Genomic DNA, 19,941 nt, shown 5'->3' with positions numbered 1-19,941 from the left:
CCCTGTCTGTGAGCGCATTCTGGTCAGGACTTTGACGCCCATCTGTCGGTACGACGACAATTTAGGGGCTTTCACGACCCAGACTTTCCCGCCCCCATGGTCGACACGTCCCTGCCGCTCAGACAGCGCACCCGACGGCCGACGCCGGCCGAGCTGGACGCCATTCCCTGGCTGAAGCTACTGGATGGTCCCATGCGGGAACGCGCCGTCACGACGCTGGAAGTGGGCGACGCCGAGCCCGGCGAGCGGCTGTGCCGCATCGGTCGGCCGGCAACGCTGTGGTTCGGCGTCGTCGATGGCCTCCTCAAGATGAACAACGACGACTCGCTCGGCCAGGCCGTCACGTTCACCGGCATCCCGCCGGGCGGCTGGTTCGGCGAGGGGACGTTGCTCAAGCGCGAGGTCTACCGCTACAACATCCAGGCCCTGCGCCCCAGCGTCGTCGCCGGCCTGCCCATCGACAGCTTCCATGCGCTGCTGGACGGCAGCATCGCCTTCAACCGCTTCGTGCTGGACCAGCTGAACGAGCGCCTGGGCCAGTTCATCGCCGCCCGGGAGACCGACCGCATCCACGACCCCGACGTGCGCGTGGCCCGCAACCTGGCCGCCCTCTTCCACCCGACGCTCTACCCGGGTGTAGGCAACTGGCTGCGCATCACGCAGCAGGAGCTGGGCTATCTGGTGGGCCTGTCGCGTCAGCGTGTGAACCAGGCCCTGCATTGCCTCAGCGAGGCCAAGCTGATTCGCATTGAATACGGCGGGCTGAGGGTGCTGGACCTGCAGGGGCTGAGGCGCTTCGAACCTAGCCCGGCCTGAAGCGCTGCGGCGACAGCTGCTGGGCTGTGACGCCCATGTCGGCGAGGTCTTGTGGCAACGCGTGCCCCAGCACCAGTGCAGCGGCCACACGTCCCAGGGCCGGCGAGGTCTGGATGCCGTAACCGCCCTGCCCTGCGCACCAGAAGAATCCCGGCGCTGAAAGCTCGAAGCCGACGACGGGCGAGCGATCGGGGCTGAAGACGCGCAACCCCGCCCAGCGATGGCGCACGCGGCGCACCGGCTGGCCGGTCAGGGTCTCGAAGCGGTCCACGGCGATGGCCACATCCAGCTCCTCGGGCTGGGCGTCGCAGGGCGGGCTGGGCGTCTCGTCGGCGGCCGAGATCAGCAGCAGGCCGGCATCAGGCTTGAAGTACTGGCTCTCGTCGATGGCGACGACGGCCGGCCACAAGCTGGCGTCGACGCCTGCGGGCAGATCGATGAGGACGGCGGTGCGGCGCAGCGGCTGCAGCGGCACGGGCGCGATGCCGGCGAGTGCCGCCACATCGTCGGCCCAGGCCCCGGCCGCATTGATGACGACGCCGGCGCGAAAGCTGCCAGCGGCCGTGTGGGCCAGCCAGTTTGAGCCTTCGCGCTCCAAGCCCAGCAACCCGCTACCCAGATGCAGGTCCGCACCCGCTGCGCGCGCCTGGCGCAGAAAGCCCTGGTGCAACAGGTCGACATCGATGTCGGCCGAGGTCGAGTCCAGCAGGGCGCCGGCAATGCGGTCGCGCTGCAGCACGGGCACGCGTGCCAGCACCTCATCAACGCTCAGCGTGGTCGTGCGTTCGCGCACATCCGCATCGGCCGTGAAGCTGGCGACGAGATCGAGCTGACCGGCGCCAACCAGGAAGAGGGTGTGCCGTTCTCGCAGCAACGCCTCCTTGACCATGCCCTGGGACGGCGTCAGCAAGTAGTCATGGCTGGCCCGCGTCAGCGCGCGGATGGTGGCGTTGCCGTAGAGGGCCGAGTACAGGGCCGCCGAGCGGCCGGTGGAGTGGTAACCCGCATGGGGCTCGGCCTCCAGCACGGCCACACTCGCGCCGCCAGCCAGCGAGGCCGCCACCGAGGCCCCCGCGATGCCGGCACCGATGACGATGCAATCCACTTTCTTCGTCGTTGTCTGTTGGCCCATGGCTCGCTGCATGCAATTTTCCAATTTGGAAAATAACTGTACCATCACGAAAATCGTTGGGCAATGCTGAAATCAGCCCGTCCGACGCCCATTGGAAGGTTCTGAGGAGGTCGAGTGGACGTTTCCCTGCAAGCCCGCGCTCCCGCGCAGTGGTTCGGCCAGCCGCGTGGCCTGGTGGTGCTCTTCCTGACCGAGATGTGGGAGAAGTTCTCCTTCTACGGCATGAAGGCCCTGCTGATCTATTACATGATCCGCCACTTGCAGTTCCCGCAGGCCGACGCCTCGCTCATCTACGGCGCCTACACGGGCGGCGTGTATCTCACGCCCATCTTCGGCGGCTATCTCGCCGATCGCTGGCTCGGCCGGCGGCGCGCCATCCTCATCGGCGGCTCGCTGATGGCCCTGGGCCATTTCACGCTGGCCTTCGAATCGGCCTTCTTCCCCGCCCTGCTGCTGATCGCGCTGGGCAACGGTCTCTTCCTGCCCAACCTGCCCAGCCAGGTCGGTGACCTCTACGAAGAGAACGACCCGCGCCGCGGCGGTTCGTACAACATCTACTACGTCGGCGTGAACCTGGGCGCCCTGCTGGCGCCGCTGGTCTGCGGCACCTTGGGCGAGGTCTACGGTTGGCATTTCGGCTTCGGCGCCGCGGGCATCGGCATGTGCGTGGGCCTGGCCATCTATGTGCTCGGCGCCCGCCATCTGCCGCCCGACCGGCCGCGCTCCGCCGAGCCTGCCATGGCCACCTCCAGCGGCTTCTCGGCCGCGAGCATCGTGCCGTTGCTGCTGGTGGGCCTGGCTGTCGTCGTCTTCCGCAGCGGCTACGAGCAGAGCGGCAACACCCTGGCGGTCTGGGCCGAGGCCGGCGTGGATCGTGCCCTTGGCAGCTCGACGGTGCCCGTCACGTGGATGCAGTCGCTGAACCCCCTCTTCGTCTTCCTGTTCACGCCCTTCGTCGTGGCCGGCTGGCGGCGGGCGGCCGAGCGCGGCAACGAGCCCTCGTCACTGGCCAAGATGTCGATGGGCGCGGCCGGCGTGGCCCTGTCCTATCTGATGCTGGCCCTGCTCGCCTCCACGCATGGCAGCACACCGGTCAGCATGTTGTGGGTGGTGGCCTTTTTCGTCGTCTACACGGTGGCCGAGCTCTACATCCTGCCGGTCGGCCTGGGCCTGTTCGCGCGGCTGGCGCCCAAGGGCATGGGCGGCACTTTTGTCGCGGCCTGGTTCCTCGCCTCCTTTGGCGGCAACCTGCTGTCGGGCGTGGTGGGGCGCCACCTGGGATCGATGGGGCCGGCCAACTTCTTTGTGCTGCTGGGCGTGATCACCGGCCTCGCCGCGGCGGCGCTGTTCGCGCTGCGGCCACAACTCAAGCGCGTGGAGGACGCCAGAAAGGCGGCTAGCGCCGCGTAGCTTTTGCCTTGGGCTTGGCGGCAACCTTTGCCGCCTTGGCCGGCGCGGCCGGCTCCGGCGCCGCGAGGCGCTGCGACGCCTCGACAAAGTGCTGCGTCATCACGTCGCCGTGCCCGTTGCGCGGCGCGCAGGTGGCCACCAGCCGGCAGGTGCCTTCTGAAGCCTTCAGGTAGGCGTGGCCCATCTCGCTGTCGAAGAAGATCGAGTCGCCGGGCTTCAGGATAACGGGCGCGTACAGCTCGGAATGGAAGGCCACCTCGCCCTCGATGACGAAGGCGAACTCCTCGCCGGGATGGCGGATCAGGTCGCCAAACTCGGCCTTGAACTCGTCCAGCGTGCGTGCGCGCACCTCGGCGATCAGCGGCGTGAAGCGCTTGTTCAGCAGCTCGGCCGCCAGATAGGTCTGCTTGTAGCTCTGGGTGTCGACCACCTGGCCGTCGCCGGCGCGGTGCACCACGCGCCGCCCGCCGCCACTGGCCGCGGGGCGCGCGCCTTGCGCGTCGTGCAGCAGCTCGGCCATGTCCACGCCCAGGCCGCGGCTGAGCAGCATCAGCTTGTCGTAGGACAGCGAGACATTGCCTTTTTCCAGTTTGGACAACGTGGACACCGCCATGCCGGTGCGCTCACCCACCTGGGCCAGGGTCAGGCCCAGGCGCTTGCGCACGCTGCGGATGTGGTCGCCGGGAGAGGTGCTGGAAGGGGCCATGTCTCTGGGGAGGGAGTCGTTTCATCTTAGGCCATGCCTGCCTGCGGGCCGCCTGCTCGCTTGCCCTGAGTTGCATTCGGCCTTTCATCTAAGGTTTACACCAATGGGAAAGATTTTTCCAAATTGGAAACTTCATGGATCAAACAACCTTCCCGATCCTGGAGCTGCCATGAGCCGGTCTTCCCGCTGTTCCTCTCCTCTCGGCGCACACCACAGGCCCGCCAAGCTCGCGGCGCTGCTGGTGCCCGGTCTGGCCGCGCTGTGCGCCTCGCCGCTGTGGGCGCAGACCCAGGCCGCTGCGGAAGGCAGGGCCGAGGTCGAGAAGCTCGACGTCGTGACCGTCACGGCCACGCGCCGCCGCGAGCCGGTGCGCGACGTGCCGCTGCGCGTCGAGACCCTGGGCGCCGAGCCCATGGAGCGCGCCGGTGCCACGTCGCTGAGCGACTACGTGGGTGGCCTGCCCGGCATCGACGTGAAGACCTCGGGCGGCCCGGGCCGCAACGCCGTCACGATGCGCGGCGTCAGCGTCGGCGAGCAGCAGATCGCCACCGTCGGCATGTATGTCGATGAGGTGGCCTTCGGCTCCAGCAGTGCCTTCGTCGGCGGCGCCAACACGGCGCTGGACCTGGCGCTGCTGGATCTGAAGCACATCGAGGTGCTGCGCGGCCCGCAGGGCACGCTGTACGGCGCCGGCGCCATGGGCGGCCTGCTGAAGTACGTCACCAACGAACCCGACAGCTCGCAGTTTTCCGGCAAGGTCGGCGTTAGCGCACGCCAGAGCCGCGGCGGCGCCATGGGCCACACCGAGAACGCGGTCCTGAACGTGCCACTGAGCCAGGACGTGGCCGCCCTGCGCGTGGCGGCCTTCAACGACCATGAAGGCGGCTATATCGATGCGGTGGGCAAGGCCGCCGGCGAGCACATCAACGACGGCAACACGCGCGGCGCGCGGGTGTCCCTGCTGGTCGAGCCCATGTCCAAGATGAAGATCCGCCTGGCCCACACCCAGCAGGACATCCAGCGCAACGGCCTCAACGTCATCGAGTACGACGCCGCCAAGGGTCAGCCCATCTATGGCGACCTGACCCGGCATCTGGACACTGGCGAGGCCTACAAGCTCAAGACCCGACTGACGTCGGGCGACTTCGAATACGACTTCGGCTGGGCACGCCTCAACGCGATCGCTTCCTCGCAGCGCCTGGACAGCGCCACCGGCCAGGACGCCACGGCCCTGCTGGGCGGCAACCCGGCCTTCGACTTCGTCTCGCTGGACAACGCCTTCGGCCTGCGCAAGCAGACCCAGGAGTTGCGCCTGACCTCGCAGCGCGGCAGCGTCGAATGGCTGCTGGGCTACTACCACACCAAGGAGACCGGCCACGTCGGCCAGCGCCTGTGGGCCCAGGTGGCGGGCGGCGGCGGCGACATGACGCTGACGACCACCGGCCAGCCCTCCGAGTACCGCGAGCGCGCCCTCTATGGCGATCTGACCTGGAACATCGGCCCGACCTGGTCGTTGACCCTGGGCGCCCGCGTGGCCAAGAACGAACAGGTCTACACCGTCTTCGTCAACGAACAGCTGAACTCGTCGGCGCCCAGCGACGACACGGCCAAGACCTATCTGGCCACGCTGCGCTATGCGCTGGACAAGACCAGCAACGTCTACTTCCGCGCCGCCAGCGGCTACCGGCCCGGCGGCCCCAACTCGCCGGCCATCGACGCCAACGGCCAGGTCATCCCCGGCACACCCGCCACCTTCGGCCACGACACGCTGTGGAGCTATGAGCTGGGCTACAAGGCCGATCTGCTGGACAAGCGCCTGAACTTCGAGGCCGCCGTCTTCAACATCGACTGGAAGGACCTGCAGCAGCCCAAGGCCGTAGGTGCCAGCACCATCGTCGTCAACGCCGGCAAGGCGCGCGTGCGTGGCCTGGAGCTGGCGGCGCACTACAAGGTCGACGCCCACTGGCACCTGGACGGCAGCCTGGCCTGGACGGACCCCAAGCTGACCGAGGGCTCCACGGCCCTCGGCCCCTCGGGCTCGCGCCTGCCCAACACCGCCAAGCTGGCCTTCACCCTGGGCGCTCGCTATGCCTTCAATCTGGCCGGCAACCCCTCCTATGCCGGCCTGAATGTGCGCCGCGTCGGCCAGCGTAATGCCGGCTATGACTCGGTCGGCAGCTCGGTGCCCAACTTCAGCCAGCCCAGCTACACGCTGGTGGATGCGCAATGGGGCGTGGAGATGGGCCGCTGGCAGCTGGCCACCTTCGTGCGCAACCTGACCGACAAGCGCGCCATCCTAGGCGCCGATACCGCGCTGACGGCCTTTGGCCTGCCGCTCAACGTCACGACGGTGGCCCCGCGCACCGTGGGTGCCAACCTGACCTTCAATTTCTGACCCTGGAAGACTTCATGAAGCAGTTGCTCAATCGCCTGCGCGTCGCCGCGCTGGCCCTGTGCGTCGGCGCGCTGCCGGCCGCCTTCGCCCAACCCAAGCCGGCCGCGCCGCTGACAGCCGTCGACGCCGAGGCCTTCATCGACGGCCTGATGCCCAGCGCCCTGCGAGCCGCGCGCGTGCCGGGCGCTGTCGTCGTCATCGTCAAGGACGGCCAGCCCCTGCTGCAAAAAGGCTATGGCCTGGCAGACTGGGACAAGAACATCCCGGTCGACCCGCACAAGACGCTGTTCCGGCCCGGCTCGGTGTCCAAGCTGTTCACGTGGACGGCCGTCATGCAGCTGGTCGAGCAGGGCAAGCTCGACCTCGATGCCGACCTCAACAAATACCTGGACTTCAGCATCCCGGGCCGCAACGGCAAGGCGCTGACGCTGCGCCATGTGATGACGCACACGACGGGCTTCGAGGAGACGGCGCGCGACCTGCTGACCTACGACAGCGCCGGCCCCGACCTCGGCAAGGTGCTCAAGGCCTATATCCCGCCCTATGTCTACGACCCCGGCACGACACCCGGCTATTCCAACTACGCGACCTCGCTCGCCGGCTACATCGTGCAGCGTGTCAGCGGCAAGTCCTTCGACGACTACATGGATCAGAACGTCTTCGGCCCCTTGGGCATGAAGCAGTCGACCTTCCGCCAGCCCCTGCCCGAGGCGCTGAAGGGCCAGATGTCGCAGGGCTATATGAGCTGGGACGACAAGCCCAAGGGCTTCGAGGTCATCAGCATGCCGCCGGCCGGCAGCATGTCGGCCCCCGGTGCGGATATGGGCCGCTTCATGTTGGCCTTCCTGCAGCAGGGCACATTGGATGGCGTGCAGATCCTCAAGCCCGAGACGGTCAAGCTGATGCACACCCAGCTCACGCGGCCCCTGCCTGGCCTGTCGGGCATAGGCCTGGGCTTCTACGAGCAGAACATCAACGGCCACCGCGTGCTCGCGCATGGCGGCGACACCGTGCTCTTCCACAGCGACCTGCTGCTCTTCGTCGACGACGGCATCGGCCTGTATGTGTCGGTCAATGCCGCTGGCCACGAGCGCCAGGGCGCCTGGCTGCGCGACAAGCTCTTCGAGTCCTTCGCCGACCGCTATCTGCCCGACCCGCGCCCGGCCACCAAGCCGGAAGTGGACGAAGCCACCGCCAAGCAGCATGCCCAGCAGATGGCCGGCAACTACCGCAACACCCGCCGCGAGGACTCGACCTGGCTGTCGGTGCTGCAGCTGCTGAGCCCGGTCAAGGTCCAGGCCCTGGAGGACGGGCGCCTGTCCATCGAGCTGGCCGGGTCGCGCAGCAACTACCGCGAGGTCAAGCCCTATTTCTGGGAAGAGGAACACGGCAAGCGCCGGCTGCAGGCCGTGGTCGAGAACGGCAAGGTCAAGCACTGGGGGCTGGAGCCCTATGTCTTCGCCTTCATCTTCGAGCCCGTGCCCTTCATGGCCAGCACGACGGTGCTGGTGCTGATGGGCGGGGCCATCGCCACGCTGCTGCTGACCACGCTGCTCTGGCCCATCGCCGCCGTGCTGCGCCGACGCCACCATGTGGCCGTGCCGCCACCCAGGCAGGTGACGTGGGTACGCGGCGCCAGCGTGGGCGTGATGGTGGCCCTGGGCCTGTGGGGCGTGGTGGTGTCGCTGCTGGAAAGCCTGGGCGACACGACGCTGCTGCTGCCGCTGGCTCAGCTGGCGCTGGCGCTGTCGGCCATCGGCGGCCTGGTAGTGTCAGGGCTGCATGCGCGCAGCGTGTTGAAGGTGGGCGACCAATGGAGCAAGGCGCTGGCTATCGTCTGGGTTCTGGCGTTCGCCATCCTGCTCATCGTCAGCCTGAACCACCACCTGATCAGCTTCAACCAGTGGTACTGACATGAGCACCAGGCCCATGCGGCTCTTCCTCGGCGGGCTGGTGCACGAGACCAGCAGCTTCTCGCCCCTGCCCACCAGCGTGCAGTCCTTTCGCGAGGGCGTGCTGATCCACCGCAGCGACCCGCGGGCCTTGCAGCAGGTGACCTCCCAGCCGAACCTGATGGGCGTCATCGCGGCCGCAGCGCGCCATGGCGACACGCTGCTGCCGGGGCTGTATGCCGAGGCCCAGCCGTCCGGACCACTGTCACGAACCGACTACGAGGCGCTGCGCGACGAGCTGCTGGCCGACCTGCGGGCCTCGGGGCCCGTGGACGCCGTGCTGTTGGTGCTACATGGCGCCATGCTGGCCGAGGGCTATCACGACTGCGAGGGCGACCTCTTGACGCGAGTCCGTGAAGTCATCGGCCCTGACGTGCCGCTGGGCGCCCTGCTGGACCTGCACTGCAATCTCAGCCCCGCCATGCTGGAGTCGGGGGCTGCACTGGTCGCCTGCAAGGAGTACCCGCACATCGACTACGCCGCGCGCGGCGAGGAGTTGCACGCCATGCTGGGTGCGATGGTGCGCGGCGACCTCGCGATCAAGGCCCACTGGAAGCGCGTGCCGCTGCTGGGCATCTTCGGCACCACCGTCGCGCCGATGAGCGACTTCGTCGCACGGTTGAAGGACAGCGAAGAGCGGCTGCCGGGCATCCTGTCGGTGTCGGTGCTGCATGGCTTCCCCTGGGCCGACACGCCTCACACCTGCGCGGCCGTGCTGGTGCTGGCCGAGGACTCGCCGGCCGCGGCGGGCGTGGCCTCAGGCCTGCTGGAGGAACTGGCCGAAGCCTTCTACGGCATCCGCGAGACGGCCGCCGCCAAGCGACTGCCGCTGGAGGAAGCGCTGGATCTGGCCGAGACCGAAATGCGCCTGGCCAAATCCGGTCCCGTGGTGCTGGCCGACACGGCCGACAACGCCGGCGGCGGCGCGGCGGGCGACAGCACCTTCGTGCTGCGCGAGCTGCTGGCGCGCGGCATCCGCGATGTCGCCTTGGGGCTTATCTGGGACCCGCAAGCCGTGGCCATCGCGACCTCGGCCGGCATCGGTGCGCGGCTGCCGCTGCGCATCGGCGGCAAGGTGGGGCCGATGTCGGGCGATCCGGTGGACCTGGAGGTCGAAGTGCTGGCCTGCCGCGACGACGCCCGCCAGCGCAGCCTGACGCCCGGTGGCAGCGACCCCCTCGGTCCTTCAGTGGCGGTTCGGGCAAACGGCATCGACATCGTGCTGAACAGCATCCGCCAGCAGGTGTTCTCGGCCGAATGCTTCACCCAGCTGGGTATCGACCCGGCGGCCAAGCGGCTGGTGGTCGTCAAGTCGACCCAACATTTCCGCTCGGGTTTTGATGCGATGGCAGCGGCGGTCGTCTATGCCGACTCGCCGGGCAGCCTGCAGGCCAATATCGGCAGCCTGCCGTTCAAGCACCTGCCGCGGCCGGTCTGGCCGCTGGATTAAGCGGCGAAGGCGATCGCTTCGGGTTCGCCGCGCGGCAGCGTCGCCCAGCGGTCGGCGCTCAGCTCGTAGAGTAGGGCCGCGGCGCTGCCGGGGCCGTCGGCCAGGGTGCCCTTGAGGCGCAGGCCCAGGCATTCCAGCGTCTTGCGCGTGGGGGCATTGCTGGGCAGCACGGCGGCGACGACGGCGCCTTCATGGTGCTGCTCGAAGGCCTGGCTCATGGCGTACTGCGCCATCTCGGACGCCAGCCCACGGCCCCAGGCCTGGGGCGTGATGCGGTAGTAGAGGTAGAGGCCCGAGTGACCGGCGACGCTGCGATGCATGAGGCCGCCAAAGCCGATCAGCGTATCGGGCTGGTCGCGCTCGGCGATGGCCCAGTGGCCGAAGCCGCGTGTCTGCCAGTGGTTGATCCAGGCTTGCAACTGTGCCTGGATCGCCTCGCGGCCATGCGGCGTGGCGGCAGCACAGAAGCGATTCACGGCCGGGTCGGCGTGCAGCGCCGTCAGGGTGTCCAGATCGCTGCCCCGGGGTGGGCGCAACATCAGACGTCGGGTGACCATGGCTGCCGGAACAGGTGCAACAGGCTCGCTGAACTCAAACTGGACCATCTAGTCAGAAACTCGGTAAAAACCCGTAGGAGAGTAGCGGCGAGCCGGCCTGGACGGAAGTCCCGCGATGGCGGGTGTTGTCGCAAAACCGTCACAAAACCACGTAAAGACGGACGCCGGCTCGCCTAAGCGGCATGCGCCCAGCGGCTGGGCGACTGGCCGACATGCCGCGAAAAGGCTGTGCTGAAGGTGCTGGTCGACCCATAGCCCACGCGCTCGGCCACCTCGGCCACGGCCAGGCCCTCATGGCGCAGCAGGCCCTTGGCAATCTCCATGCGCCAGCTCAGCAGATAGGCCATCGGCGTGGCGCCGACCGTGCGGGTGAAGCGGTCAAAGAAGGCCGAGCGGGACAGCGCCGCCACGCCGGCCAGCTGCCCCACCGTCCACGCATGGTCCACCCGGGCATGCAGCTGCTTGAGCGCCGGAGCCAACCGCTCGTCGCCCAGCCCGCGCAGGAGCCCGGGCGGCGCGCTGCCGGCCGTCGTCCAGCGCATGGCCTCGATGAGCAGCATGCCGACCAGGCGCGACAGCATGTATTCATTGCCCGGAAGCTGGGCTTCGTACTCTTCGCCCACCAGGCGCACGAGTTGGGCCAGCCGCCCGGAACCCTGCACATGGACGACGCGCGGCAGCAGCGAGATCAGCAGACCCGGGTCGGCACCGTCGAACAGGAATGCCCCGCCAAGGGAGCGCATGTCCGGCTCGCCGTCCATGTCGCCGTGGCGCCGCTCGCCGTTGCCGCCGGGCACCAGCTTGGGGTCGATATGGATGGCCGGCGCGGGGCCGAAGCTGGAGATGGTGAACGGCGGCGTGCTGGGCAGCAGCACGAAGTCGCCGGCACTCAGCGTCACCGGCTCGTGGCCGTCGACGGCCAGCAGGCAGCTGCCCTCCAACATGATGCAAAAGCTGGGCTGCCCGTACTCGGCATAGCGGACCGCCCAATCGCCTTTGCCGCTGATGAGATTGGCGAAGACAGCCCGCGGCTGCATCAGACGGACAACTTCGGTGAGCGGGTCACTCAAGGCCTGATCCCCTTGCGGATTGGACTTTGGCAAAACAAATGTGGACTATCTATTATTCATAGTCCTACCTCCGCTCGATATCGTGAGGTCCTCTCTAGCTACCTTGAAAGGACTCCTCATGAAAACCGTGCTCATCACCGGCTGCTCCTCGGGCTACGGCCTGGAAACCGCGCGCCACTTCCTGGCCCGGGGCTGGAAGGTCATCGCCACCATGCGCACACCGCGCGAAGACCTGCTGCCCCGCTCGGACCGGCTGCGCGTGCTGGCCCTGGACGTGACCCGGCCTGACAGTATCGCCGCGGCGCTCTGGGCTGCCGGACCCATCGACGTGCTGGTCAACAACGCCGGCATCGGCGTCGTCGGCGCCTTCGAGGCGACCTCCATGGACACGGCGCGCGAGGTCTTCGAGACCAACACCTTCGGCGTCATGGCCATGATGCAGGCCGTCGTGCCGCAGTTCCGCGAGCGCCACTCGGGCGTCATCGTCAACGTGACGTCCAGCGTGACGCTGGCGGCCATGCCGCTGGCCGGCGTCTACACGGCCAGCAAGATGGCCATCACCGGCCTGACCGGCTCGGTGGCCCACGAACTCGCCGCCTTCAACATCCGCGTCAAGCTCGTCGAGCCGGGCTATGCGCCCACGACGCGCTTTGCCGAGAACGGCGCGGCGCGCATCCAGGGCCTGATCCCCGAGGCCTATCTGCCCTTTGCCCAGCCCATCTTCGCGGCCTTCGCCCAGCCGGCTCTGGTGACCACGGAGCAGGATGTGGCCGAAGTGGTCTGGCAGGCCGCCAACGATCGCTCGGAGCGGCTGCGCTTTGCAGCCGGGCCTGACGCCGTGGCCCTGGCCAAGGCCGCATGAGCCAGGCCTGAGGCTTGCGGCGTCAGCCCGTCAGCAGGGCGTTGACGCGCTTCACATAGGCCGCCGGGTCTTCCAGGTGGCCGCCCTCGGCCAGCACGGCTTGGTCGAACAGCACCTGGGCCAGGTCGTCGAAATGGGCGCTGCCATCGAGCTTCTTGACCAGGGCATGCTCGGCGTTGATCTCCAGCGTCGGCTTCGCCTCAGGCGCGTTCTGGCCGGCCTGCTTCAAGAGTCGCGCCAGATGGCCGCTCATGTCGCCCTCTTCGACGACGATGCAGGCCGGCGAGTCGACCAGGCGGGTCGTCACGCGCACGTCCTTGGCACGGTCCTTCAGCGCCTCCTTGAGCTTGTCGATCAGCGGCTTGAGGTTCTCGGCGGTTTCCTCGGCCTTCTTCTTCTCGTCCTCGTCCTGCAGCTTGCCCAGATCGACGGCGCCCTTGGCGACGGACTGCAGCTGCTTGCCCTCGAACTCGTAGAGGTGGCTGAGCATCCACTCGTCGACGCGATCCACCAGCAGCAGCACCTCGATGCCCTTCTTGCGGAAGATCTCCAGCTGCGGGCTGTGCTTGGCGGCGGCCAGCGAGTCGGCGGTGATGTAGTAGATGACGTCCTGGCCTTCCTTCATGCGGCCGACATAGTCCGCCAGGCTGACGCCGCTGTCGGCGTGCGTGGAGGCGAAACGGAACAGCTTGGCCAGGCGCTCCTGGTTGGCGTGGTCCTCGCCGATGCCTTCCTTCAGCACCTGGCCGAAGTCGGTCCAGAAGGCGGCGTACTTGGCACGCTCGGCTTCGTCTTCGCTGTTGGCCAGGCTCTCCAGCATGCCCAGCACGCGCTTGGTGGAGCCCTCGCGGATGGCCTTCACGTCGCGGCTTTCCTGCAGCAGCTCGCGGCTGACGTTCAGCGGCAGGTCGGCCGAGTCGATGACGCCCTTGACGAAACGCAGATAGACCGGCATCAGCGCCTCGGCGTCGTCCATGATGAAGACGCGCTTCACGTAGAGCTTCACGCCGCCGCGCTTGTCGCGGTTCCACAGGTCGAAGGGCGCCTTGGCCGGGATGTAGAGCAGCTGGGTGTACTCGCTGCGGCCTTCCACGCGGTTGTGGGTGTAGGCCAGCGGCGCGTCGCTGTCGTGGCTGATCTGCTTGTAGAACTCCTCGTACTGCTCCTGGGTGATCTCGCTCTTGCTGCGGCTCCACAGGGCCGAGGCCTTGTTGACGGACTCCCAGTCGTCCTTGATGACCTGCTTGGCGTTGTCGGCGTCCCACTCCTCCTTCTTCATCAGGATGGGCAGGGAGATGTGGTCGCTGTACTTGGCAATGGTGGAGCGCACGCGCCAGGTCTTCAGGAACTCCTCCTCGCCGTCGCGCAGATGCAGGATGACGTCGGTGCCGCGGCCCGGCTTGGTGATGGTCTCGATCTCGTACTCGCCCGTGCCTTCGCTGCTCCAGCGCACGCCCTGGTCAGCCGGCAATCCGGCGCGGCGGGTCTCGACGGTGATGCGGTCGGCGACGATGAAGCCCGAGTAGAAGCCCACGCCGAACTGGCCGATGAGCTGGGCGTCCTTCTTCTGGTCTCCATCCAGCTTGGACAGAAATTCGCGCGTGCCGCTCTTGGCGATGGTGCCCAGGTGCGAGGCCGCTTCCTCGGCACTCATGCCGATGCCGTTGTCGCTGATGGTCAGCGTCTTGGCTTCCTCGTCAAAGCTGACGCGGACTTCCAGGCTGGTCTGGTCTTCCCAGAGGGCGGCGTTGTCCAGGGCCTCGAAGCGCAGCTTGTCGCAGGCGTCGCTGGCGTTGGACACCAACTCGCGCAGGAAGATCTCCTTGTTGGAGTACAGCGAGTGGGTGACGAGGTGCAGGATCTGCTTGACTTCGGCCTGGAAGGCGTGGGTTTGCTTGGTCATGGCTTTGGAAATCTCAAGGAATCTGGGGGCTGAACCGCCCGACGGGCGGCCAGTTGGGGCCGGACCGGCGGGATTCAAGGCCTCCAGCGTAAACCCCATCCCCGCCCTCCCCCGGGAGGGCCGTTTTCGGAAAACCGGACATCGATTCCAGCCTCGTCACCGCTACAGAGGACGAGGCCGCACAGGGGCCCGCTGCCTGCCTACCATCGCCAGCGCCGTGTGATGAGAACACGTAGGGAGAGCGCAATGGCTGGTCTGCAAAACCGCCTGCTGGCGGGTCTGGGTCTGTCGCTTCTGGTGAGCATCGCAGCGGCGGCGCCGCATTACTCCGCCACGGCACAGGCCACCAGCGGGACCATGAATATCCCCGGCACGACCGACTACAAGTCCGACGCCGGCGCGGTCCCGCTGACCTTTTCGGCCGTTTCGGCGCAGCGGGAGAACTTCGGGCCAGGCGGCATGGCGCAGGCCGAGGGGACGTCCTCCGGCTTCGCATCCGCCACACCGGGCGGGGTGCGCGTGTTCGCCATCGCCAACGGTGTGGTCCAAGGCGTCGGCAGCTCCAACATGAACGCCCAGGGCGGCAGCGGTGCCAATGCCAGCCTGGACGACGCCTTCACCATCGTGGCCAACCAGTGCGGCAACCCGGCCCTGTGCGGCAACGGCGCCTTCGGCACCCTGAGCTTCTCCATCGTCGCGCACGGCAGCATCGGCGGGGGCGGCGGTCCGGCCTATGGCGTCGGCGGCCAATGGACGGCGGACTTCTCGATGACGACCGGCTATCTGCCGGGTGCGCCGCTGGACACCTATGTCGCCTGGCACGGCGATCACGCCATCAGCGAATACAACGGCGCCCCGCCCTACGAGGACTCTCACGACTCCTTCGGCACCAAGACCTTCACCGTCAGCTTTGCCTTCGGCACGCCCATCAACCTGCACATGGCGGCCAGCGCGACGGCCCAGGCGGGTGCCAGCTTCATCTACGGCCCAAGCTCGGCCGGCTTTGTCACCGACCTGTCCCACACCCTGGGCTGGGGCGGCATCAGCAGCGTCACCGATGCAGGGGGCCATGCCATCAGCTATTCAGCCCTGGGCGCGAGCGGTTTCGACTTTGCCCAGGCTTTCACCAGCCCCGTGCCCGAGCCAGCCTCCCCGTTGATGATGGGCGTGGGCCTGCTGGCCCTGCTGTCCCTCAGTAGGACACGGCCAGGCGCGGCACGTCGACCTTGATGAGGGCCTTGGACAGCGAGCCGGCCGCGGCGCGGGCATAGTCCAGCGCCCAGGCGGCGTCGGCAAACGCAGCCGGCCCGGCGGCCAGCGCGATGCCGACGAGCTTGTCGGCCAGCAGCACCTTGCCCGAGCCGCGCAGGGGCTCGCATTCCATGCGCACGAAGTTCTCGTCCAGCCAGCGGCGCGCGGCCTCGAAGCTCAGCACCTCGGCGCCGTCGAGTTGGATGTCGACCGGCGCGCCGGTGGCGAAGACAACGGTGATGCGGGCTTGCATGGCCGCCGATTGTGTCAGCGCCGCGCCAGCACGGCCTGGGACAGCACGTCCAGCACGGCCAGGGAGTCGTCCCAGCCCAGGCAGGCGTCGGTGATGCTCTTGCCGTATTCCAGCGCGGCGGGGTCGTCCTTGCCCGGGGTGAACTTCTGGGCGCCGTCGTTCAGATGGCTCTCGACCATGACGCCGAAGATGGCATTGCTGCCCTCGCGCATCTGGCCGGCGATGTCTCGGGCCACGTCGAGCTGGCGCTGGTGCTGCTTGCTGGAGTTGGCGTGCGAGCAGTCCACCATCAGGCGCCGCGGCAGCTTGGACTTCTCCAGATCGGCGCAGGCCTCGGCCACGCTCTTGGCGTCGTAGTTGGGCGCCTTGCCGCCGCGCAGGATGACGTGGCAGTCGGCATTGCCGCGCGTCTCGACGATGGCGACCTGGCCGTTCTTGTGCACCGACAGGAAGTGGTGGCCGCGGGCCGCAGCCTGGATGGCGTCGGTGGCGATCTTGATGTTGCCGTCGGTGCCGTTCTTGAAGCCGATCGGGGCTGAGAGGCCCGAGGCCAGTTCGCGGTGCACCTGGCTCTCGGTGGTGCGCGCGCCGATGGCGCCCCAGGCGATCAGGTCGCCGATGTACTGTGGCGAGATCACGTCCAGGAACTCGCTGCCGGCCGGCATGCCCAGGCGGTTGATCTCCAGCAGCAGCTGGCGGGCGATGCGCAGGCCCTCGTCGATGCGGTAGCTCTCGTCGAGGTAGGGGTCGTTGATGAGGCCCTTCCAGCCGACGGTGGTGCGCGGCTTCTCGAAGTAGACGCGCATGACGATCTCCAGCGTGTCGGCGTACTTCTCGCGCTCGACCTTGAGGCGGCGCGCGTACTCGATGGCGGCCGTCGGGTCGTGGATGGAGCAGGGGCCGATGACGACGAGCAGGCGGTCGTCCTCGCCGCTCATGATCTTGCGGATGCGCTGGCGCGTCTGGCCGATCAGGTTCTCCATGGCCGTGCCGCGGATGGGGAAGAAGCGGATCAGGTGCTCCGGCGGCGGCAGCGGCGTGACGTCGACGATGCGCTCGTCATCGGTGGCGCTGGTCTTGTCGTCCTGGGAGTACCAGCGCTGGGCTTCGGGTTCGACGGAGGAGACTTTGGCGTTCACGGCAAGGGCCTTTCAGAAACAAAAAACCGCCGGGCTTGGCGGCCTCGGCGGTTTTTGGGGAGTTCTGTGTTCAGCACGCGCGCTCAGGACTCTCCACCGCCAGGGCGGGGAAAAAACCAAAAGCTAAAGTAAGCGGCGCGGGACATGGGAACGGAATCTAGCACGGCCGCCGCGGCGAGCTTTCGGCAGCGGGCAAGCCCCGCTTGACCCCGGCAGGCGCTTGGCCGTCAATCGATCTCTCGCTCCCTGGAGACAAGCCATGCAAAGACGCCACGCCCTCGGTGCCGCGGTCACGGGTCTTGCTGCGGCCGGCTGCGCCAGCACCGCAGCGCCCGCCTCGCCCTTCACGGTCGCCCGGCCCGTCGTGCCCATAGCTGGCAGCCAAGAGGTCTTCCCGGTGCGGCGCATCTACTGCATAGGCCGCAACTACGCGGCCCATGCCCGCGAGATGGGCTCGGACCCGACGCGCGAGCCGCCCTTCTTCTTCCAGAAGCCCAGCGACGCGGTGCAGTTCGTGGCTCCGGGCAAGACGACCGATCACCCCTACCCGACGCTGACCAAGAACTACCACTACGAGCTGGAATTGGTCGCAGCCCTGCACAAGGGCGGCAGGAACATCGCCGTCGACAAGGCCCTGGACCTGGTCTACGGCTACGCCGTCGGCCTGGACATGACGCGCCGCGACCTGCAGCGCGGCATGGGCGACCAGAAAAAGCCCTGGGAGATCGGCAAGAGCTTTGACCGCTCCGCGCCCATCGGCCCCATCCACCGCGTCGCCCAGGTCGGCCACTTCACCCAGGGCGCCATCACGCTGAAGGTCAACGGCCAGGTCAAGCAGGACGCCAACCTCAACCAGATGATCTGGAACGTCGCCGAGCAGATCGCCCAGCTGTCCCAGGCCTTCGAGCTGATGCCGGGGGACATCATCTTCAGCGGCACACCGGAAAACGTCGGGCCGGTGCTGCCGGGGGATCTGATGGAGGGCTCGATTGCGGGGTTGCCGCCGCTCAGCGTGCGCGTGACGGCCTGATCAGGCCGTCCCACCTACCGTCAAGCCATCGATGCGCAGCGTCGGCTGGCCCACCCCCACCGGCACGCTCTGGCCTTCCTTGCCGCAGACACCCACGCCGGTGTCCAGGCTCATGTCGTTGCCGATCATGCTGACGCGGGTCAGCGCATCCGGGCCGTTGCCGATGATGGTGGCGCCCTTGACCGGGTACTGGATCTTGCCGTTCTCGACCCAGAAAGCCTCGCTGGCCGAGAACACGAACTTGCCGCTGGTGATGTCGACCTGGCCGCCGCCGAAGTTGGTGGCGTAGAGGCCCTTCTTGATGGATGCGACGATCTCCTTGGGATCGTCCTTGCCGCCCAACATATAGGTGTTGGTCATGCGCGGCATGGGCACATGGGCATAGCTCTCGCGGCGGCCGTTGCCGGTGGGCGCAACCTTCATCAGCCGGGCGTTCATCGCGTCCTGGATATAGCCCTTCAGGATGCCGTCCTCGATGAGCACATTGCGCTGGCTGGCACAGCCCTCGTCGTCGACGTTCAGCGAGCCGCGGCGATCGGGAATGGTGCCGTCGTCCAGCACCGTCACGCCCTTGGCGGCCACGCGCTGGCCGATGCGGCCGGAGAAGGCGCTCGAGCCCTTGCGGTTGAAGTCGCCCTCCAGGCCATGGCCGACGGCCTCGTGCAGCAGCACGCCGGGCCAGCCGGGGCCGACGACGACGGTCATCTCGCCGGCCGGCGCGGGGCGGCTCTCGAGATTGGTCAGCGCGGCGTTGACGGCCTGGTCGACATAGCTGGCGATCATCTCGTCGGTGAAATAGGCCAGGCCGAAGCGGCCGCCGCCACCACCCGAGCCCACCTCGCGGCGGCCATTGCTCTCGGCGATGACGGTGATGGACAGGCGCACCAGCGGACGCACGTCGGCCGCCAGCGTGCCGTCGGCACGGGCGATCAGCACCACCTCGTGCTCGGCGGCGAGGCCGGCCATCACTTGCGCGACGCGCGGGTCCTTGGCGCGGGCCATCTTCTCGGTGCGCTCCAGCAGGGCGACCTTGGTGGCGCTGTCGAGGCTGGCGATGGGGTCGGCCACGCCATACAGCTCACGGCTGCCGGCCACGCGGCCCTGGGCGGGCACCTGCACCTTCTTGCTCTGGCCGGCCGCCGCAATCGTGCGCACGGTGCGGGCCGCGTCCAGCAGCGACTCCAGCGAGATGTCGTCCGAGTAGGCAAAGGCCGTCTTCTCGCCGGCCACGGCGCGTACGCCCACACCCTGGTCGATGCTGAAGGACCCGCTCTTGACGATGCCCTCCTCCAGGCTCCAGCCCTCGGCGCGCGTGGTCTGGAAATAGAGGTCGGCATCGTCGACGCGGTGCTCGGTGATGAGGCGCAAGGCCTGCGACAGCGAGGCCTCGGTCAGGCCGAAGGGCTCCAGCAGTTGCGAGCGGGCGGTGGCCAGGCGGGCCAGGGTGGGTTCGACGGCGATCATGGGCTGATTCTAGGAAGTCCTTCGTCAGGGCTTGCAAGACAAGGACATGCTTCTTTACGCCAGTCATGTCGGCCGCGGTTACAAAGGCGTCGTTGTGGACGGGCCTCGCCAACCAACACCCACAAGGAGCCCCCGATGAAGATCTCCCACCAAGCCCTGATCGCCCTGCTGGCCCTCGCCGGTGCCAGCGCCTTTGCCCAGACCAGCACGCCTCGCGTCGACCAGCGCGAAGCCAACCAGCAGGCCCGCATTGCCCAGGGCGCCGCCAGCGGCACCCTGACGGCCCACGAGACCCAGCGCCTGGAAAAGGAACAGGCCCACATCAACAACGCCGAGGCCAAGGCCAAGGCCGATGGCACCGTCACTGCCAAGGAGCGCCGCCGCCTGCACGCCATGCAGGACGGCGCCAGCCGCGACATCCACCGCAAGAAGCACAACGCCCGCGAGCAATAAGCCCACCCCCTACCGGCTGCGCCGGCCCCCTCGAGGGGGCACTGCCAGCGGCCCCAGCAAAGCCGCTTCCGCGGCAGTCGCGCGGTCATTCAAATGAC

At 67.9% G+C, this 19,941-nt stretch carries 17 protein-coding genes; 9 read left to right on the top strand and 8 right to left on the bottom strand.

Annotation, left to right across the window (positions count from 1 at the left end; genetic code table 11):
* Nucleotides 1–96 precede the first annotated feature (96 nt).
* The gene (locus J2X20_RS26900; protein WP_310272350.1) at nt 97–816 is read left to right on the top strand and encodes a Crp/Fnr family transcriptional regulator; all 720 of its coding nucleotides are present in this window, start codon (nt 97–99) and stop codon (nt 814–816) included.
* Here the strand turns inward: J2X20_RS26900 and J2X20_RS26895 are convergent.
* On the bottom strand, nt 803–1,948 hold the full coding sequence (locus J2X20_RS26895; protein ID WP_310272347.1) for an NAD(P)/FAD-dependent oxidoreductase: 1,146 nt from the start codon (nt 1,946–1,948) through the stop codon (nt 803–805). The genes J2X20_RS26900 and J2X20_RS26895 overlap by 14 nt on opposite strands.
* Nucleotides 1,949–2,062: 114 nt before the next feature.
* On the opposite strand from J2X20_RS26895, the gene J2X20_RS26890 reads away from it, so the two are divergent.
* Nucleotides 2,063–3,358, top strand: coding sequence for a peptide MFS transporter (locus J2X20_RS26890; protein ID WP_310272344.1), 1,296 nt, complete (start codon nt 2,063–2,065; stop codon nt 3,356–3,358).
* Here the strand turns inward: J2X20_RS26890 and J2X20_RS26885 are convergent.
* Nucleotides 3,345–4,064 carry a helix-turn-helix domain-containing protein gene (locus tag J2X20_RS26885; protein WP_310272341.1) on the bottom strand — a complete coding sequence of 240 codons (720 nt, stop codon included), beginning with the start codon at nt 4,062–4,064 and terminating at the stop codon, nt 3,345–3,347. The genes J2X20_RS26890 and J2X20_RS26885 overlap by 14 nt on opposite strands.
* A gap of 169 nt (nt 4,065–4,233) precedes the next feature.
* Between J2X20_RS26885 and J2X20_RS26880 the strand changes: the two genes are divergently transcribed.
* From J2X20_RS26880 to J2X20_RS26870, 3 genes are read left to right on the top strand one after another with little or no spacing between them, the layout of a single operon-like run.
* A complete protein-coding gene (locus J2X20_RS26880; RefSeq protein WP_310272337.1) occupies nt 4,234–6,459 on the top strand; it encodes a TonB-dependent receptor in 2,226 nt (741 codons plus the stop codon).
* Nucleotides 6,460–6,473: 14 nt separating this feature from the next.
* Nucleotides 6,474–8,372, top strand: a complete 1,899-nt coding sequence (locus tag J2X20_RS26875; protein ID WP_310272335.1) for a serine hydrolase domain-containing protein — start codon at nt 6,474–6,476, stop codon at nt 8,370–8,372.
* Nucleotide 8,373: 1 nt separating this feature from the next.
* On the top strand, nt 8,374–9,861 hold the full coding sequence (locus tag J2X20_RS26870) for a M81 family metallopeptidase (RefSeq protein WP_310272333.1): 1,488 nt from the start codon (nt 8,374–8,376) through the stop codon (nt 9,859–9,861).
* Here the strand turns inward: J2X20_RS26870 and J2X20_RS26865 are convergent.
* On the bottom strand, nt 9,858–10,418 hold the full coding sequence (locus J2X20_RS26865) for a GNAT family N-acetyltransferase (RefSeq protein WP_310272330.1): 561 nt from the start codon (nt 10,416–10,418) through the stop codon (nt 9,858–9,860). The genes J2X20_RS26870 and J2X20_RS26865 overlap by 4 nt on opposite strands.
* 173 nt (nt 10,419–10,591) lie before the next feature.
* On the bottom strand, nt 10,592–11,488 hold the full coding sequence (locus J2X20_RS26860; protein WP_310272327.1) for an AraC family transcriptional regulator: 897 nt from the start codon (nt 11,486–11,488) through the stop codon (nt 10,592–10,594).
* A 118-nt stretch (nt 11,489–11,606) separates the two neighbouring features.
* Here J2X20_RS26860 and J2X20_RS26855 point away from each other — a divergent pair, with 118 nt between their 5' ends.
* Nucleotides 11,607–12,350 carry an SDR family oxidoreductase gene (locus J2X20_RS26855; protein ID WP_310272324.1) on the top strand — a complete coding sequence of 248 codons (744 nt, stop codon included), beginning with the start codon at nt 11,607–11,609 and terminating at the stop codon, nt 12,348–12,350.
* A gap of 22 nt (nt 12,351–12,372) precedes the next feature.
* On the opposite strand, the gene htpG is transcribed toward J2X20_RS26855, so the two are convergent.
* Entirely contained in the window at nt 12,373–14,253 is a 1,881-nt protein-coding gene (htpG, locus tag J2X20_RS26850; protein ID WP_310272321.1) for a molecular chaperone HtpG, read from the bottom strand.
* Nucleotides 14,254–14,499: 246 nt separating this feature from the next.
* On the opposite strand from htpG, the gene J2X20_RS26845 reads away from it, so the two are divergent.
* Nucleotides 14,500–15,483, top strand: a complete 984-nt coding sequence (locus J2X20_RS26845) for a hypothetical protein (protein ID WP_310272318.1) — start codon at nt 14,500–14,502, stop codon at nt 15,481–15,483.
* Here the strand turns inward: J2X20_RS26845 and J2X20_RS26840 are convergent.
* Complete coding sequence (locus J2X20_RS26840) at nt 15,446–15,757, bottom strand: hypothetical protein (protein ID WP_310272315.1); 312 nt, start codon at nt 15,755–15,757, stop codon at nt 15,446–15,448. The two genes, J2X20_RS26845 and J2X20_RS26840, sit on opposite strands and share 38 nt — an antisense overlap.
* 14 nt (nt 15,758–15,771) lie before the next feature.
* Nucleotides 15,772–16,896, bottom strand: a complete 1,125-nt coding sequence (locus tag J2X20_RS26835) for a 3-deoxy-7-phosphoheptulonate synthase (RefSeq protein ID WP_310272312.1) — start codon at nt 16,894–16,896, stop codon at nt 15,772–15,774.
* Nucleotides 16,897–17,155: 259 nt separating this feature from the next.
* Between J2X20_RS26835 and J2X20_RS26830 the strand changes: the two genes are divergently transcribed.
* Nucleotides 17,156–17,926 (top strand): fumarylacetoacetate hydrolase family protein, encoded by a 771-nt coding sequence (locus tag J2X20_RS26830; RefSeq protein WP_310272308.1) that lies wholly within the window; start codon nt 17,156–17,158, stop codon nt 17,924–17,926.
* On the opposite strand, the gene tldD is transcribed toward J2X20_RS26830, so the two are convergent.
* Nucleotides 17,927–19,390 carry a metalloprotease TldD gene (tldD, locus tag J2X20_RS26825; RefSeq protein WP_310272304.1) on the bottom strand — a complete coding sequence of 488 codons (1,464 nt, stop codon included), beginning with the start codon at nt 19,388–19,390 and terminating at the stop codon, nt 17,927–17,929.
* A 135-nt stretch (nt 19,391–19,525) separates the two neighbouring features.
* Between tldD and J2X20_RS26820 the strand changes: the two genes are divergently transcribed.
* Nucleotides 19,526–19,843, top strand: coding sequence for a hypothetical protein (locus J2X20_RS26820; RefSeq protein WP_310272301.1), 318 nt, complete (start codon nt 19,526–19,528; stop codon nt 19,841–19,843).
* Nucleotides 19,844–19,941: the final 98 nt, after the last annotated feature.

Origin of the sequence: Roseateles saccharophilus, assembly GCF_031458095.1 — a bacterium.
GTDB classification, from domain to species: Bacteria; Pseudomonadota; Gammaproteobacteria; order Burkholderiales; family Burkholderiaceae_C; genus Pelomonas; species Pelomonas saccharophila_A.
Note: the sequence above shows the minus strand (reverse complement) of the source record. Positions and strands in the feature narration are given on the sequence as shown.